The organism is Amycolatopsis sp. WAC 04197, assembly GCF_003947475.1.
Classification (GTDB): domain Bacteria; phylum Actinomycetota; class Actinomycetes; order Mycobacteriales; family Pseudonocardiaceae; genus Amycolatopsis; species Amycolatopsis japonica.
Genome location: NZ_QHJK01000001.1, coordinates 1,346,259 through 1,361,234 on the forward strand (window position 1 = coordinate 1,346,259; position 14,976 = coordinate 1,361,234).

The 14,976-nt window shown below is 69.3% G+C and carries 14 protein-coding genes and 1 other RNA gene; 10 read left to right on the forward strand and 5 right to left on the reverse strand.

What is annotated here, in order from left to right; genetic code table 11:
* Positions 1-399, forward strand: an RNA gene (gene rnpB / locus DMC64_RS06785) — RNase P RNA component class A.
* A 98-nt stretch (positions 400-497) separates the two neighbouring features.
* On the opposite strand, the gene DMC64_RS06790 is transcribed toward rnpB, so the two are convergent.
* From DMC64_RS06790 to DMC64_RS06805, 4 genes are read right to left on the reverse strand one after another with little or no spacing between them, the layout of a single operon-like run.
* Complete coding sequence (locus DMC64_RS06790; RefSeq protein WP_125732685.1) at positions 498-1,133, reverse strand: hypothetical protein; 636 nt, start codon at positions 1,131-1,133, stop codon at positions 498-500.
* 50 nt (positions 1,134-1,183) lie between these two features.
* Positions 1,184-2,326, reverse strand: a complete 1,143-nt coding sequence (locus tag DMC64_RS06795; RefSeq protein WP_037331972.1) for a hypothetical protein — start codon at positions 2,324-2,326, stop codon at positions 1,184-1,186.
* 5 nt (positions 2,327-2,331) lie between these two features.
* Positions 2,332-2,664, reverse strand: coding sequence for a hypothetical protein (locus tag DMC64_RS06800; RefSeq protein WP_037331971.1), 333 nt, complete (start codon positions 2,662-2,664; stop codon positions 2,332-2,334).
* Between the two features lie 25 nt (positions 2,665-2,689).
* The gene (locus tag DMC64_RS06805; protein ID WP_037331969.1) at positions 2,690-3,190 is read right to left on the reverse strand and encodes a YbaB/EbfC family nucleoid-associated protein; all 501 of its coding nucleotides are present in this window, start codon (positions 3,188-3,190) and stop codon (positions 2,690-2,692) included.
* Between the two features lie 305 nt (positions 3,191-3,495).
* Between DMC64_RS06805 and DMC64_RS06810 the strand changes: the two genes are divergently transcribed.
* The 9 genes from DMC64_RS06810 (at position 3,496) to DMC64_RS06850 (ending at position 13,791) form a co-directional block, all read left to right on the forward strand.
* The gene (locus DMC64_RS06810; protein WP_038518857.1) at positions 3,496-4,359 is read left to right on the forward strand and encodes a hypothetical protein; all 864 of its coding nucleotides are present in this window, start codon (positions 3,496-3,498) and stop codon (positions 4,357-4,359) included.
* Positions 4,360-4,802: 443 nt separating this feature from the next.
* Positions 4,803-5,069, forward strand: coding sequence for a hypothetical protein (locus DMC64_RS06815; protein WP_005166545.1), 267 nt, complete (start codon positions 4,803-4,805; stop codon positions 5,067-5,069).
* A gap of 9 nt (positions 5,070-5,078) precedes the next feature.
* Positions 5,079-5,555, forward strand: a complete 477-nt coding sequence (locus tag DMC64_RS06820) for a hypothetical protein (protein ID WP_076153445.1) — start codon at positions 5,079-5,081, stop codon at positions 5,553-5,555.
* Positions 5,556-5,558: 3 nt separating this feature from the next.
* A complete protein-coding gene (locus DMC64_RS06825; RefSeq protein WP_125732687.1) occupies positions 5,559-8,513 on the forward strand; it encodes an ATP-binding protein in 2,955 nt (984 codons plus the stop codon).
* On the forward strand, positions 8,510-10,675 hold the full coding sequence (locus DMC64_RS06830) for a hypothetical protein (protein WP_037331964.1): 2,166 nt from the start codon (positions 8,510-8,512) through the stop codon (positions 10,673-10,675). Before DMC64_RS06825 ends, DMC64_RS06830 begins: the two co-directional genes overlap by 4 nt.
* 3 nt (positions 10,676-10,678) lie before the next feature.
* Positions 10,679-11,275, forward strand: a complete 597-nt coding sequence (locus DMC64_RS06835) for a hypothetical protein (RefSeq protein WP_037331963.1) — start codon at positions 10,679-10,681, stop codon at positions 11,273-11,275.
* Positions 11,276-11,279: 4 nt separating this feature from the next.
* Positions 11,280-12,278, forward strand: a complete 999-nt coding sequence (locus DMC64_RS06840) for a C40 family peptidase (RefSeq protein ID WP_037331962.1) — start codon at positions 11,280-11,282, stop codon at positions 12,276-12,278.
* A gap of 93 nt (positions 12,279-12,371) precedes the next feature.
* Positions 12,372-13,559 carry a hypothetical protein gene (locus DMC64_RS43620; protein WP_305016977.1) on the forward strand — a complete coding sequence of 396 codons (1,188 nt, stop codon included), beginning with the start codon at positions 12,372-12,374 and terminating at the stop codon, positions 13,557-13,559.
* A gap of 34 nt (positions 13,560-13,593) precedes the next feature.
* A complete protein-coding gene (locus tag DMC64_RS06850) occupies positions 13,594-13,791 on the forward strand; it encodes a hypothetical protein (RefSeq protein ID WP_037331961.1) in 198 nt (65 codons plus the stop codon).
* A 151-nt stretch (positions 13,792-13,942) separates the two neighbouring features.
* Here the strand turns inward: DMC64_RS06850 and DMC64_RS06855 are convergent, their stop codons facing one another.
* Positions 13,943-14,908, reverse strand: coding sequence for an AAA family ATPase (locus DMC64_RS06855; RefSeq protein WP_037331959.1), 966 nt, complete (start codon positions 14,906-14,908; stop codon positions 13,943-13,945).
* Positions 14,909-14,976: the final 68 nt, after the last annotated feature.

Sequence of the window (14,976 nt, forward strand, 5' to 3'; positions counted from 1 at the left end):
CGAGTCGGCGGGGCGGCCGCGAGCCGGGAGACCGGTTCGAGGAAAGTCCGGACTCCACAGGGCAGGGTGGTTGTTAACGGCAACCCGGGGCGACCCGCGGGACAGTGCCACAGAAAACAGACCGCCTTCGCTCGCTTCGCGGGCGGAGGTAAGGGTGAAACGGTGGTGTAAGAGACCACCAGCGTCCTGGGTGACCAGGACGGCTAGGTAAACCCCACCCGGAGCAAGGCCAAGAGGGAGCCGCGAGGCTCCTGCGCAGGCGATCGAGGGCTGCCCGCCCGAGCCTGCGGGTAGGCCGCTCGAGCCCGTCGGCGACGGCGGGCCTAGATGGATGGCCGCCACCCGCTCAGCCGTAAGGCGGGGCGGGGACAGGATCCGGCTTACACGCCGGCTCGTCCGTACTACTTCTCGAAGGGGCGTCGGCAAAAGCGGCGAAGGACGCCTTCCTCGCATCGCATGCGGGGAAAGCGTCCTTCAGCCCTCAAGAACCGAGCGAGCTACTTCGGCCCGTCCGGCCGTCCGGTCCAGTTAATCGTGTCCGGGAACTCGAAACGCTCCCGCAGATACCGCTCCTCAGTGCGTCCGTGCAGCGTGAACGCGAAACTCGACCCGTCCGGCCAAGTCAGGACGCGTTTGCGGAAGTCGATCGCGGGTGCCTGCGGTTTCCTGGCCTGCCAGAGGATCTCCGGCGGCGGCGCGTCGGCCAGGTCCCGGTAGGTCGAACCGGTGTCCACCACCGCGATCGCGGACGGCGAGCACACCAGCCAGGGCCCGCTCGCCTTCCGGACCCGATCGGCGGGCTCGAGTGCCATCGCGTTCGCCGGGCCCTTCACACGGATCTCCCGCTGGAACGGGTGACCGCCCTTGCCACCGCCGCTGCCCGCACCGTTCAGCAGTGCGAAGACGTAGACGAACGCGCCGCCGACACCGCGGAACACGTTCCAGAAGAACCGCCGGACGAGCCGCTTCCCCTTGACCGTGCCGTCCAGGCGCCTGCCGGGCACGTCGAAACCCAGATCGGTGTCGCCGAGCCGCAGCACGATGACCGGCTCGCGCCACTGGGCGGTCATCAGTTCCTCGACCCGTTCACGGAAGCCAGGACGGACAAGGGCCTTCTCCGCCTTGTCCTCCATGCGCTCTTGGTGCGCGAAGATCTTTTCCGCCGCCCGCTGCCGGGAGTCGCTCAGATGTCGAGGTTCCCCCGCGTCTCCTCCGGGCTCTTGTCCCCGCCGATCTCGCTCTTGTTGAACCACGGCTCGTTCTCCCCCTCCGGCATGACGGCTTCCTTGCCCTCGGTGTACGCGGCCTTCCCGGCACCGATGCCGCCCTTGACGGCCGCGCCGGAGACCAGCGGGCGCACGCCGACCGAGGTGCCGAACATCGTGGTGAGCACCCGGTTGCTCGGCGTGAGCGCGACCCCGGCGGTGTTCTCCAGGACGTTCAGCGAGAACTTCGACTCACCGGCGTAGGTACCGATCCGGAACTTCCTCGTCATGTCCACGACCTTGGTCGCGTACTTCGCGAGGTACTCGATGAAGGTGTCGAGCAGCTTGCCGAACTTGCCGAGATACTTGGTCACCTTCTGCAGCACGCTGGCGGCCTTGGCGATGGACGCGGTCATCGCGGCGGCGACCGAGCTGCCGAAGCTGATCACCGACGCGGCCAGCGCGGGCAGCCAGATGGTGATCAGCCAGGAGATCAGTTCGGTGATGATGCCCTTGATCAGCTCTTCGATGACCACCATGACCATCGACCACATCTGCAGCACCTCGGCCACCGATCCGGCGGCCGAGCCGACGCCGCGGATCCCGGCGGAGAAGTCGCCCAGCGCTTCCTTCGCGGCCTTGCCCGCGTCGTCCACCCACTCGGCGAGCGCCGCGTCACCGGTCTTCTCGAAGTCGTCGGCGAGGGCGACGAAGCCGTTCGCGAGGGCCACGAAGTTCTCCGACGCGTGCCCGATGGCCGGGCCGTCGCCGGTGACCTGGTGCAACGCGTCCTGCAGCGGCTGGACCAGCTCGAGCAGCATGTTCAGCCCGTGGCTGACCAGCCAGCCGATCGGGTCCATCGCGAAGGTGACCATGTCGGTCGCGGCGGCGCCGACGAACGCGGCCCCGTCCCCGACCAGCGCGGCACCCGCGGACGCCAGTTCGGCCGGGTTGTCCGCCTGGGCCGCCTGCTGGGCGTGCGAGGCGATCGACTTGCCCGACTTGTAGATCGTGCCCGCCACCGGCACGTGCCCCATCGCGCGATCGAGGTTCGCGCTCATGCTCTCGTCGTACGCCTGGACGTCGACCCCGTCGGCGATGCTCGACTTCTCCTCGGTCATGACCCCTACTTTCCGAGCGTTTCGTCGATGGTCGCCTCGTGCTTGCCGAACTCGACCTTTCCGGCTTCTTCGATGCCCCGGTACATCTCGGAGGCCTTGTTCAGCTTGGAGATGAACCCGTCCACGCCGTCCTTCATGTCGTTCATCAGCGAACGGAGTTCGCCGAGCCGATCGGTGTAGCCCTGCTTGGCCCAGATCCCGACGATGCCCCACGCCTCGTCGGTCACGTCGGCGGCGTCGATCTTGGCGCCGAACTTCTCCGCTTCCTGCTCGTAATAGGGGAGTTGCTGGGCATACGCGGCGATCGCCGCGATGTTCGTCTCGATTCCCTTTGACATCGTGGGAGTCCCTCGGTCGGTTCGGTCAGCTGCGGCGCAGGAAGGAGCCGTCGTCGAAGTAGTCGTCGTCGTCCCGCGGGGCGGGGCGGCGCGCCGGGCGGGATGGCTGCTGCGGTTGCTGCTGCTGTGACGCGGGTTCTTCCTCGACGGTTCCGAACGCCTCGGCCTGTGCCTCGCGAACCTGCTGCGACGTGTTGACGCCGAACGCCTCACCGAACGTCTCGTCCACGATCCCGGCCTGCTGCTGGGCGGCGCCGGCGACGGCCTTGCGCAGGGTGCTCATGATCACCGAGGAAAGGTGACCCGCTTCGAGGCGCATGGCGCCCGCGCTGAGCCGGAGGTCGGTGACGGTTCCGCCGGCCCCGGCGACGACCGTGACCTCGCCGGAGGGGGACGTCACGGAGGTCTCGACCTGCGCGATCCGCTCCTGCATGTCGCCGACTTCGGCGAAGCGCGCCTCGGCCTGGCGCACCTTGGCCTGGAAGTTCTCGAACTGGGCGATCAGTTGTTCCATCTGGGCGGACATCGTCGCTCCCCGTGCGCTGTGGTGATCCGGCTTCAGGAGTATGACGTAGCCGAGCGGGTTCGGTTCCCGCGTCGTCGCGGGGGTGGTAGCAAAGGTCCCTTGCTTCCTCTGTGCGACGACTGTGTGAATTTCGGGTCACCCAACGCGACAAAATCCACACGGTCACCACACACCCCCGCCCCAAGTGGTAGCAAAGGTCCCCTGCTCCCTTTTCGCAGGTCAGCGGCCCGAGTGGTAGCAAAGGTCCCTTGCTCTCTCGGCGGCGAAACCTGCGCCGGATACCTACCTGCCGGTAGGGTGCCCCCATGGGTGAAGCGAGTCGGGTCACGGGACGTTTCCGCGGGACGTTCGATGTACTGCATTCCCTTACCTACTTCGCCCCCGAGACGGAAGAGGCGCTCACGGGCGCCGGTCTCCGTCCGGGGCGCATGACGTACTTCGCGGGCCGCGCGGCGCCGATGGGCGCGGTCGGGCCCGGCGTGGTCGCGGCGACGTTCTACAACTTCAATCCCGAACTGGTCGCCCGCCACATCCCGCGCGCGTGGACGCTGGCCACGCCCGAAAAGATCATCGAAGCCCGGTTCGAAGCCGTCGACGCGGCGCTGACCCGGCTCCTCGGCAAAGAGACCCTCGGCTCCGAAGCGGTCGCCGAGGCGGCCGAACTCGCCCGCGAGGCGACCGGCGGCTGCCAGCCGGATGGCCGTCCGCTCTACGCCGGGCACGCCGGCCTCGACTGGCCCAGCGAGCCGCATCTCGTCCTCTGGCACGCCATCACCCTGTTGCGCGAGCACCGCGGGGACGGCCACATCGCCGCGCTCGTCGCCAACGGGGTCGACGGGCTCGCCGCTCTCGTCTCGCACACCGCCACCGGCAAGGGGTTCCTGCCCGAGGCGGCCAAGGCCTCCCGCGGCTGGAGCGACGAGCAGTGGGACGCCGCGGCGGCCAAGCTTCGCGAGCAGGGCGTCCTCGACGACCAGGGCGGCCTGACGGAGGCCGGGAACGATCTTCGCGAGCGGCTCGAAGTCGCCACGAACGCGGCTTCGGCGGGGCCCTGGGAGCATCTCGGCGAAGAGAAGACGAAGCGGCTTCACGAGCTGTGCGGGCCTTTGAGCCGCCAGGCCGTCGAAGCCGGCGCTTTTCCCGCGAATGTGTTCTCGACGGGCCGATAATCACGCTATGTAGTGAAAATGGCCGTCCTGATTTCGCTTTGGGTAACGGAAGCGTGACTTTCGCTTGATCGGCGTTCGCGTTTTTTGTCGAATGCGTGTTCACCCAGCGGACTCGTGAGAAGCCACCGAACGAGTCATGTCACACTGGTCGAGGCCGGATTCTCCCCGGCCGACCCGTACTCACAGTGAGCAAGATGCCTCGCAAGCGAGTGAGGCCGTTCGCACACTGCGAAATACGGGTGGCCGGGGTTAATCCAGACGACCCTTGCAACGATGATGGAGACCGAGGATGGTCGTGGTGCTGTGCCTCGCTCTGTGAACTGTAGACAAAACGACATCTACAGAGCGCGCTTTGACCACTACGCCTCGTGACGCCATGATGTTCGAAGCACCACCGAGCCAGAACCGCGCGAACCCCCTCTCCGCGCACCGGGAGTAATGCGATGATGACCTTGACCACCCTCGACACGCTGGCCGCCGGCGAGCTCGGCACCGGCAACGTCCGTACCTGGCTGATCGACAACATCATCCCCCTGGTGCTGCTGGCCGTCGCGCTCCTCCTGTTGTGGCTGGGCGGTGGCAAAGGGGACAACGCGGGTGTCATGCGCCGACTCGCCGGTGTCGTGATCGCGCTGGCGATCATCGGCCTCGCCGTGAGTGGCGCCGGAGTCAACGTGGGCCAGTGGATCGCCGGCCTCTTCACAGGCTGAGGGCTCGCGTTGCGTATCCGCACCGATGACGAGGTCTACCGGGTCGATGCCGTATGGCTCGGCCCGCCGAAAGCGACTTTTCCCTGGAGAGCCCGCTACGTCGCGTGGCTCGTCGGTATCCCGGTCTTCCTGCTCGTGCTCACCGTCGAACGGTGGGCGGGCTGGAGCTTCGGGTTCTTCTCGACCGCCTGGGCCTTCGTCGCCACAATTGTGATCACCAGATTGATCACGGCCAAGATCAGCCACGAGCGTCCGCTGGGCGCCGTGGCCGCGATGGCGGCGAAAGAGCTCAACACACCGAGAGAACGGACCACGGGCACGGGGGGCGCGGCCAGCGCGTCCCGCGTCCGGGTACGGGCGAACCGCCCGCTACCGAAGCACCGCAGGAGACGGCAGTACCAGCACCACGGCTACGGCGGCGGCGCCGGAGCTCAGGGAACACCACGAGCGCGTCGGAGCCGCCCCGCGGCTCGGGCCGGGAGGTAGTCGTTGTTCGGTCGCGGCGGAAGCCGAGGAAAACGTGATCGAGACCTGCAGCAAGGGGCCTGGAACCCGCCCCAGCAGGTCCGCTCCGCGCAGCCCAAGAAGGCCGGCAAGGGGAGGCGGTTGCCCGGAGAGGCGGCCATACCCTCGTATACCCCGTCGATCGCGGCGCGAAGCATCGACGGGCACCTGTTACGCACCGGTTATGAGGTGTACGCCTGGTACCGGCTCGCGCCGCAGCGCTGGTCGTTCCGGTCGGACTCGCAGCGCCGCGACCTGATCGCGGCCATCGCCGGGCAGTACGCGGAGCTCCAGGGCCGCTGGCTGCACCTGCGCGTGACCAACCGGCCGTACCCGATCCGCATGTGGGCCGAGGCCCACGTGCACAACGCCGTCGGCCGTCCCCAGGACGTCCAGGGCGCGTTGTCCTTCGACGACTATCTCATCGGCGAGCAGCAGCAGCTGATGGGCCGCTCGATGGCCGAGAAAGAGGTCTATCTCGGCGTCCAGGTGCAGACCCGGCGGATGATCGACCGCGCGGTCGAGAGCGCCGCCCCGGTGCTGCGCAAGATCCTGCCGGAGGCCGTCGACGCCGAGCTGGCCGCGCTCGACTCCGAGGTCGAGCATCTCGACCAGGTGATCGGCTCCGCCGGGCTCGAAGGACGTCCGGTGCACGCCGAGGAGATGTCCTGGCTGATGCACCGCTCGTGCTCGCTGGGCCTGCCCGCGCCGCGCAACATGCCCGCGGTCCCGGGCGCCGCCTGGGAGCCCGAGGATCTCGCCAGTTTCACCGACGCGGCGGATTTCCACGCCGAGCCGTACGCGCCGACGGTCACCGTCCGCGGCCGCACCGGGTCGAACGCCGGCGTCTCGCGGCATCTCGCGGTCCTCACCGTCGGCCAGATGCACGGCCTGCAGATCCCCGAGGTCGACGACCCCTGGATCCAGCACGCGGACCGGCTGCCCGCCGCGGTCGAGGTGTCCGCGCGGATCTACGTCCGGCGCCCCGAAGAGGTCGCTGGCGAGCTGCAGCGCCAGATGAACAAGGTGCGTTCGCAGGTCAAGCACTACACCGACGAGCACGAACTGGAGCCGCCGCAGTCGCTGGCGCGCCAGGCGGGCCGGGTGCTGGAGATCGACGACGAGATGACGTCGGGCTTCACCGCGCTGGCCACCCGCGTGCGTTCGTGGTGGCGGCTGGCGGTGTCCGGGCCGACCGAGCGCGACGCGCTGCGCCTGGCCCAGCAGCTTCTCGACCTCTACAAGCCGAAGATCGCCGTCGAGCATCCCGAGGCGCAGTACGCGCTGGCCAGGGAGTTCATCCCCGGCGAGCCACTGGCCTCGGCGGCGTACATGCGCCGCGGTTCGGTCGTGTGGGCCTCCTCGGCGGTGCCGACGGCGACGGCCGAGGTGGGTGACCGCCGCGGCATCCTGCTCGGCGAGACCGTGACCGCGACCCGGCGCCCGGTGGCGTGGGACCCGTGGATGGCGCAGGAGATCCGCGACGGTTCCGGCCTGACGGCGATGGTCGCCGGCCTCGGTGGCGGAAAGTCGTTCCTCGGCGGCGGCATCGTCTACAAGACGCTCCGCGCGGGCGCGCACTGGACGATCCTCGACCCCTCGGGTCCGCTGTCGCGGCTGTGCGACCTGCCCGAGCTGCGTCCGTACGCGCGGCCGATCAACCTGCTCAACGCGCAGCCCGGCATCCTCAACCCGTACCGGGTGGTCGCCGAGCCGCAGATCGAGCACTTCATGGACGAGGACGACCCCGAGCGCTCCTGGCGGCGGGAGAAGGCCCTCGCGGGCGCGACGCGCCGCCGTCTCGTGCTCGACGTCCTCACCGGTGTCCTGCCGTACGAGGTGTCGCGGATGGCGCAGACCCGCATCGTGCTGCTGCGCGCCGTCCGCGCGGTCGGCGGCCGGTTCGACGCCGACCCCGGCCAGGTCATCGACGCGCTGCGCCGGGACTCCAGCGAGCACCACGAGCACGCCGTCGTCGTCGCGGACTTCCTCGACGAGATGCGCGAGCGGATGGCGCTGCTCATCCCGGAGACCGACGCGGACCCGTACTCCGAGACCCGCGACGACCGGATGACCGTGCTGACCATGGCGGGGCTGACCCTGCCCAAGGACGGCGTCCCGCGCGAGTACTGGACGGACGCGGAATCGCTCGGCGTCGAGATGCTGAACCTCGCCGCGTGGCTGACGCAGCGGTCGGTCTACGAGAAGCCGAAGGAACTGCGCAAGGGCGTCTGGATCGACGAGGCGTTCTTCCTCTCCGAGGTCCCGACCGGTCGCGTGCTGATGAACCGCTTCGCCCGTGACTCGCGAAAGTGGAACGTCCGGGTGCTGCTGTCCTCGCAGATCCCCGCGGACTTCCTGAAGATCCAGGGTTTCGTGGCGCTGCTGGACTCGGTGTTCGTCGGCCGTCTCGACGACGACGACGCCCAGGCCGACGCGCTGCGCCTGCTGAAGGTCCCGGTCGGCGTCGGCTACGAACAGGTCGTCGCGGCGCTGGGCCGCCGTCCCGGTTCGCAACGCGACATCCAGCGCGACGTCGAGCCCCGGCAGTTCATCTTCGGCGACGGCGCCGGCGGCGTGGAGCGGATCCGCGTCGATTTCTCCGGCCCGCACCTGGAACACCTGCGCCGGGTCATGGACACCACGCCGGGCTCGCCCGACGCCAAACCGTCGAAGCCGGGCAACGAGATCGCGGTCCCGGAGGAGAAGCAGTACGTCCCGACACCGCCCGAGGACGACTTCGAGCTCGAAGAAGACCTCGAGCTCGCGGCCGAACTCGAGGTCGGCCTCACCGATGAGCAGATGCTCGGCGCCCCGGACCCGTTGGCGGCCGAAACCGGAGAAGTGCAAGGCGCTGTCCAAAATGGACACAACGGGAACGGGAGTCAAGGCGAGCACGCGCGCGCCGGCAAGGGTGGCACCGGCAGGGACGCCGCATGAACACAGTGCTGACACTGGCGTTCGTGCTCGCGTTCGCCGCCGGCTGGCACGCGCTGCGCCGCCGCCTGAAAGAGGGGCCGCGGCCCGGTAAGACCAGACCGAGCCGCCGGGCGACGATGTTCGTCGTCGTGCTGATCCTGGGCCTGCAGGCCGTGGCGACCGCTCCGGCGGCGTCGGCCGCGGCCTGTGGTGAGGCACCGAACCCGGAACGCCCCGGCGCGGGCATGGTCGGCGCGCTCGACCCGCCCGCCACGGCCAAGGGCGAAGGCGGCAGCCCGTACAACGTCTACGGGTACGCGGGACACGTCTGGGACACCTTCGAAACCGACTGTGGCCCGCTCGCCGGGATCACCTCGCCCAACTCGACGATCGACACCTGGGCGGGCAACCAGCTGTTCAACATCGGCAAGAACATCGTCGGTGCCACGAACTCGTTGCACTACACGGTGTTGCAGGGCAGCCTGCTCAGCCCGCTGTACAACGCCGTCAAGGCCGGGGCCGAGAAGGTCTACAACAACATCTACGCCCAGCTGTTCGGCCTGGCCGCGCTGATCATGTCGATCATGTTGTTCCGCAACATCTGGCGCGGTGATCTCGCCGCGGTCAGCAAACGGGCGCTGTACGGGCTCGCCGCGGTCTGGCTGGCCGCGTCCTCCCTGGCGTTGCTGCGGTTCCTCGATCCGATCGACAACGCGATCGTGCAGACCACGACCAACATCCAGGCCGGGTTCATCGACGAGGCCAAGACCCCGCCGCCCACCGAACCGTCGCCGCCCGCGGCGCAACCGTGCCAGGCGACCCCGGAGGCCGTCGCGGCGCGCCAGCCGTGGGACCGGGTCCCGACCGAACTGCATTGCCGGGTCGTCTACGACAACTGGCTCCGCGGGGAGTTCGGCAGCCCGGATTCGCCGCAGGCGATCCAGTACGGCCCGCCCCTGCTGGACGCGCGGGCCTTCACCTGGAGCCAGATCCAACAGGGCGGGGACGCCGACGCCGCGCTGGTGGACTCCAAGAAGGCGGCGTTCAAGGACATCTCCACCAAACTCGGCCCGGCGACCGGCTACTTCACCGGTGAGGACGGCAGCCGCGTCGGCGCCGGATTCCTTTCGCTCGGCCAGGGGATCTTCTACTCGCTGTTCCAACTGCTCGCCAAGGCGACGGTGCTGCTCGCGCAGGTCCTGATCCGGATCTTCGTGCTGACGGCTCCGTTGATCGGCCTGATCGCGTTGCTGCAGCCGCAGATCATGCAGCGCATCCTCAAGGTGGTCGGCGCGGTCGCCTTCAACCTGATGGTGCTCTCGGTACTGGCGGGCGTGCACACACTCCTGCTGGAGGCGATCTTCACCGCGGGGAACTCCTTGTCCCTGCTGACGAAGATGGCGCTGGCGGCCATCATCACCGTGCTGCTGTTCATGGTCGGGCGCCCCGTGCGGCGGCTGTGGCAGATGGTCGAGATGTCCGTCGGCATGGTCGGCGGCGCGATGCCCTCGCCGCGCGGCGGGCTCTTCTCCCGCTTCCGCAAGAAGAACAACGAACCGACCCCGCAGGACGCGTTCTGGCAGAACGTCCGCGACACCGACGACGTCGTCGACGGAGACCTTCGCGGTCCCGTGGGCGCGACGGTCGGCGGCGGGCGGTTCCGGCCCGAGGCGACGATCTTCGCCAGCTCCCAGCGACTCGACAACGGTTCCGGCGCCATCCGCCCCGCGGCGGCGTGGTCGGGAGCGCCGTGGCCGGGCGCGGTCGGCGGTGGTGGTGGTCTGCCCGCGCTGCCCGCCGGTGGGGGCGGAGGCGTCCCGGTGTTCGGCCAGTACAACCCGTCCGCGGGAAATCCGGGCGACTCGATGTTCACCTCGGGCGGGCGGAGCCCGATCCAGGTCCCGAGCCGCCGGGTCGACACCTCGCCGGTCGCCGACCGGCGCTGGAGCGACGAACCGGAGCCGGTCGTGGTGCCGTCGCGGATGAACTCCGCGGGCGGCGGCTACACCACCCCGGACTATTCGGGCGCCGTTCCGGTGCAGGCCGGGCCGTCGACGCCGCGGCCGCGGCGCGTCGACCCCGAAGTCGTCGCGGGCAAGCCGGTCTTCGTGCTGTACCGGCCGTCGCGCGGGCTGGAGGTCCGCGAGGAAGTCCGCGACACAGACCACGCCGTGGGTCGGTGACCCATGCCGATCCGGACCAACCGCGGCCGTACCGCGGTCTACCGCAGACTGTGGGGCTGGCCGCTGCGCTCGCCCCGGCACCTCATCGGCACGCTGGTGATCCTCGCGGTGGTGCTCACCGCGCTGGGCATCCTGCTGCCCAAGGCCATCGGAAAACCGGGACAGACGGCCAACGGGCCGGGTGCTTCGGCGACGACCACCTCGCGAACCGGCGTCGCGGCGCCGGTGACCGTGACGTCGACCTTGCCGCCGAGGCTCACCACCCAGCCGCCGCCGTCTTCCGCGCCACCTGACCAGGACGGGGTCCGGGTCGCCAAGGAGTGGGTGACGGCATGGGCGAATCATCCCGACGGCACGACGACCGAGCAGTGGCTGAACGGCTTGAAGCCGTACACCACCGAGGAGTACCTCGCCGGGGAAATGACCTCGGTGGATCCCGCGAACATCACCGCGACCAGGGTGACCGGGGAGCCGCAGGTCGCCTCCTCGGTGACCGGGTCGATGGAGGTCGACGTCCCGACGGACGGGCCCAAGGTCCGGGTCACCGTCGTCAAGACGAACCCGGGATGGCGGGTCACCAAGTACACCCAAGCGGGCTGACCCGATGAAGATCGGGATCATCGTCGGCGTGCTGATCGCCGCGGTCTTCGCCGCGGTGGTCACCACGAGCACGGTCACCAAGGTGGTGACCGACCATGTCGAGGCGCAGTCGGGCGGGGTCGTCAAGACCTCCTGCGACGCGTCGATCGGGCCGACCCTGCCGGGGCAGACCGATCGCGGTTCTTCGGACATCAGCAAGCTGGACGAGGAACAGAAGGGGATCGTCGCGCTGATCATCTCGATCGGCAAGCAGCGCACGCTGTCCCCGCGCGCGTGGCAGGTGGCGATCCAGGCCGGGATGACCGAGTCGAAACTGCGGAACCTGACCTACGGCGACCGCGACTCGCTCGGCATCTTCCAGATGCGGCCGTCGATGGGCTGGGGCACCGTCGCGCAGGTCACCGACCCGCCGTACCAGGTCAACAAGTTCTTCGACGTGCTGCTCGCGGTGCCGGACTGGGAGAACATGCGGCCCGGCGACGCCGCCCAGCGCGTCGAGCGGTCCGGGTTCCCCGACCGGTACCACAACTGGGAGCCGATGGCGGCGCTCCTCGTGCAGAACGAGGGTCAGATCGTCGACGTCGTCGGCTGCGGGACGAGCGTCGGCAGTGTCGTGCCGCCGAGCCAGGCGGCCGCGCAGGCCATCAAGTTCGCCCTCGCCGAGCAGGGCAAGCCGTACATCTGGGGCGCGACCGGTCCGAACAGCTACGACTGCTCCGGGCTGATGCTGCGGGCCTACGAATCGGCCGGGATCATCCTGCCGCGTGTTTCCCGCGACCAGTACAAGGCGGGCGCGATGCTGCCGGTGCGTCAGGCGCAGCCGGGTGACCTGCTGTTCCTCGCCACCGTGCCGTCGAACCCGGCGACCATCCACCACGTGATGATGTACCTGGGTGACGGCAAGATCGTCGAAGCGCAGCAGACCGGGGTGCCGGTGCACATCCGCGACTTCTCCTTCGACGAGGCCGAAGTGGTCGCGCAGGCGGTCCGTCCTGGCGTTTAGCATGGTGAAAGCGTGGTATCGCGATCGCGGGACCATCCGATTCACCCGAAGTGGCGGCCTGTCCACCGGCGAGCGGCCGCACACTGGCAGAGGATGAAGAACGTGGCACGGAAATTCGGAAGGCGAGGCAAGCCCGCGGCGGGGAACGGCCCGGAGGTCGATCCCCGCGATCTCTTCGGCACCGCCCAGCCGGCACGGCAGGCGGCGCGGCCGGCGTCGAGCACGCCGCTGGCCGATCAGCTGAACCAGGGCTGGCCGGGCGTCGACCCCGGTTACGTCGTGTTGCCGCGTTCGCTGGCCGAGGGGATGTCGCTGCCCTGGCAGCAGCAGATGGCCGCGTTGCTGGCGCAGTTCCACCAGGAGAACGGCAGGCTCGCCTGGCCGATCTACCGGGTCGTCCCGTCGCGCTACGAAAAGCTCGTCGACCTCGACGAAGAGCAGCTGGCGGAGGCCGGCTACCTGGTCGAGATGGACACCGAAGGCGAGATGATCTACCGCGAGCGCAGTGGGCGGAAGGTCGAAGATCCGGCGAACACCACTGTGCTCGTCTCGTGCCTGGACCCGATCCCGAAACCTTCGCAGCGCCAGGCGCCTCCGCCGCCTTCGCAGGCCGCGCCGCCGGCGACCGGGCAGCCGCCGCGTGCTCCGGCGCCGATGAACATCGGGCCCGCGCCGGTGTGGCGTACGGTCGCGCCGCCTGCCGGGCCACCCGCTCCGCCGTTGCCGGGCAATCACGGGGCTCCGCAGGCTCCCGCGCCTCAAGCGCCTGCACCTCAAGCCCCTGCGCCCCAGGCGCCCGCGCCTCAGACTCCCGCGCCTCAGGTGGCCCAGACTCCCGCGCCCCAGGTGCCCGCTTCTCAGCAGGCGCCCGCGCCTCAGCCGCCGGTGTCCCAGGCACCCCCGACCCAGCCGCCGGTGTCCCAGGCGCCGCCTCCGCTGCCTCAGCCCAGCCGGATGCAGCCGCCGCCGGTCAGTGCCCCTCCGGCCACTCCGGAGGTCCCGCCCGCCGCGGCGAGCCAGGCCGAGCCGGAGCCGCCCGTGAGCCCACCCGACCCGCCGGTCACGGCGCCGCCGTCGGCCGCGATGCCGGCGTCACCCCCGCAGGGGATTCCCATCGCGCCGGAACCGGCGACTCCGCCACGGGGTGTGCCGATGCACCGGGGCTGGTTCGACGAGCTCGCCGAGAACGTGCCGGAAAGTTCGAAGGTGGATCAACCCGAGGGCGGCGAGTTCGGCCCGACCGGCGATCCCACGGAGATCCCCTACCGCTATCGCAAGTGATGACAGGACGTCCCGGTGATGTCAGGCTTGGCGTATGTCGAGCGACCCGAACCCGGATCAGGGCTGGTACTTCAACACCAAGACGAACCAGGTCGAGCACCTGGAACGAGGCCGGGGCATCGACCTCCTCGGCCCGTACCCGGACGAGGCGACGGCCAGGCGCGCCTTGGAAATCGCCAAGGAACGCACGAAGCAGGCCGACGCCGAAGACGCCAAGTGGAACGGCGACTGACCCGCTGCGGCTGATCGCGGGTCCGTGAAGGCATCCTTGCCTACCCTGAAGGTAGTGAAGGAGGCCTTCACTACCTTCCCCAAGTACATGAAGGCCCCCTTCCTTGCGCCAGGCGCAAGGAAGGGGGCCTTCATGTACTTCCACGAGGAGTTCAGGCGTCCTGACCGGCGAGGGCCGGCCCCAGCACGAACTCCGGGTCCACCTGGGCCGTGAGGTCTTCCCCGGCCCGCCCGCTGCCCCACGCCCGCGCGTTGCGGAGGTGGAACTCGACACCCTGCCGCTGATAGCGGGCCCAGTCGCGCCGCTCGCCGTCGACGGTCGCGAGCATCGAGCCCAGCGTCCCGAGGTTGTGCGCCTCGAGTTCGCCGATCGGGCGCGCCCGGCCGCGTTCGGCGGCGCGGACGTGCCGCGAGTTCTCCATCCAGCCCAGCAGGGCGTCGCCGACCTCTTCGCGCAGGAACTCGATGTCCTCGTCCTCGGTCACCTTGTTGCCCACGACGACCAGCCGCACCCCGAAGTCCCGCGCGTAGTCGGCGTACTGCCGGTACACGCCGACACTGCGCACAGTCGGCTCGCACACCAGGAACGTCACGTCGAACCGCGTGAACAGCCCGGACGCGAACGCGTCGGCGCCCGCGGTCATGTCCATGACCACGTACTCACCCGCGTCGTCGATCATGTGGTTCAGCAGCAGTTCCGCCGCGCCGACCTTCGAGTGGTAGCACGCGACGCCGAGGTCGTCTTCGTCGAACTGCCCGGTGACGCCGAGCCGCACGCCGCCGAACTCGCGGAAGCACGCCTCGAAGATCGGGTTGTCCTCGAACGGCCGGACCAGCCGTGACCCGCGCCCCGGCGGCGTCGTCTTGATCATCGAGGCCGCGTCGGCGATCCGCGGGTTGTCGCCGCGCAGGTACTCCTTGATCAGGCCCATGTTGTCGCCCAGCGTCGGCCACGCGATGGCCTCTTCCTCGCTCGCGCCGAGCGCGACGGCGAGGTGCTGGTTGATGTCCGCGTCGATCGCCAGTACCGGTTTCCCGTCGCCTGCCAGGTACGCGGTGAACAGCGACGCCAGCGTGGTCTTGCCGCTGCCGCCCTTCCCGACGAACGCGATCTTCACGCCACGGCCCTTCCTGTCGTTTTGAAAAGGGTATCGGTTTTCATTTCGATCCGTAACGTACACCCGAC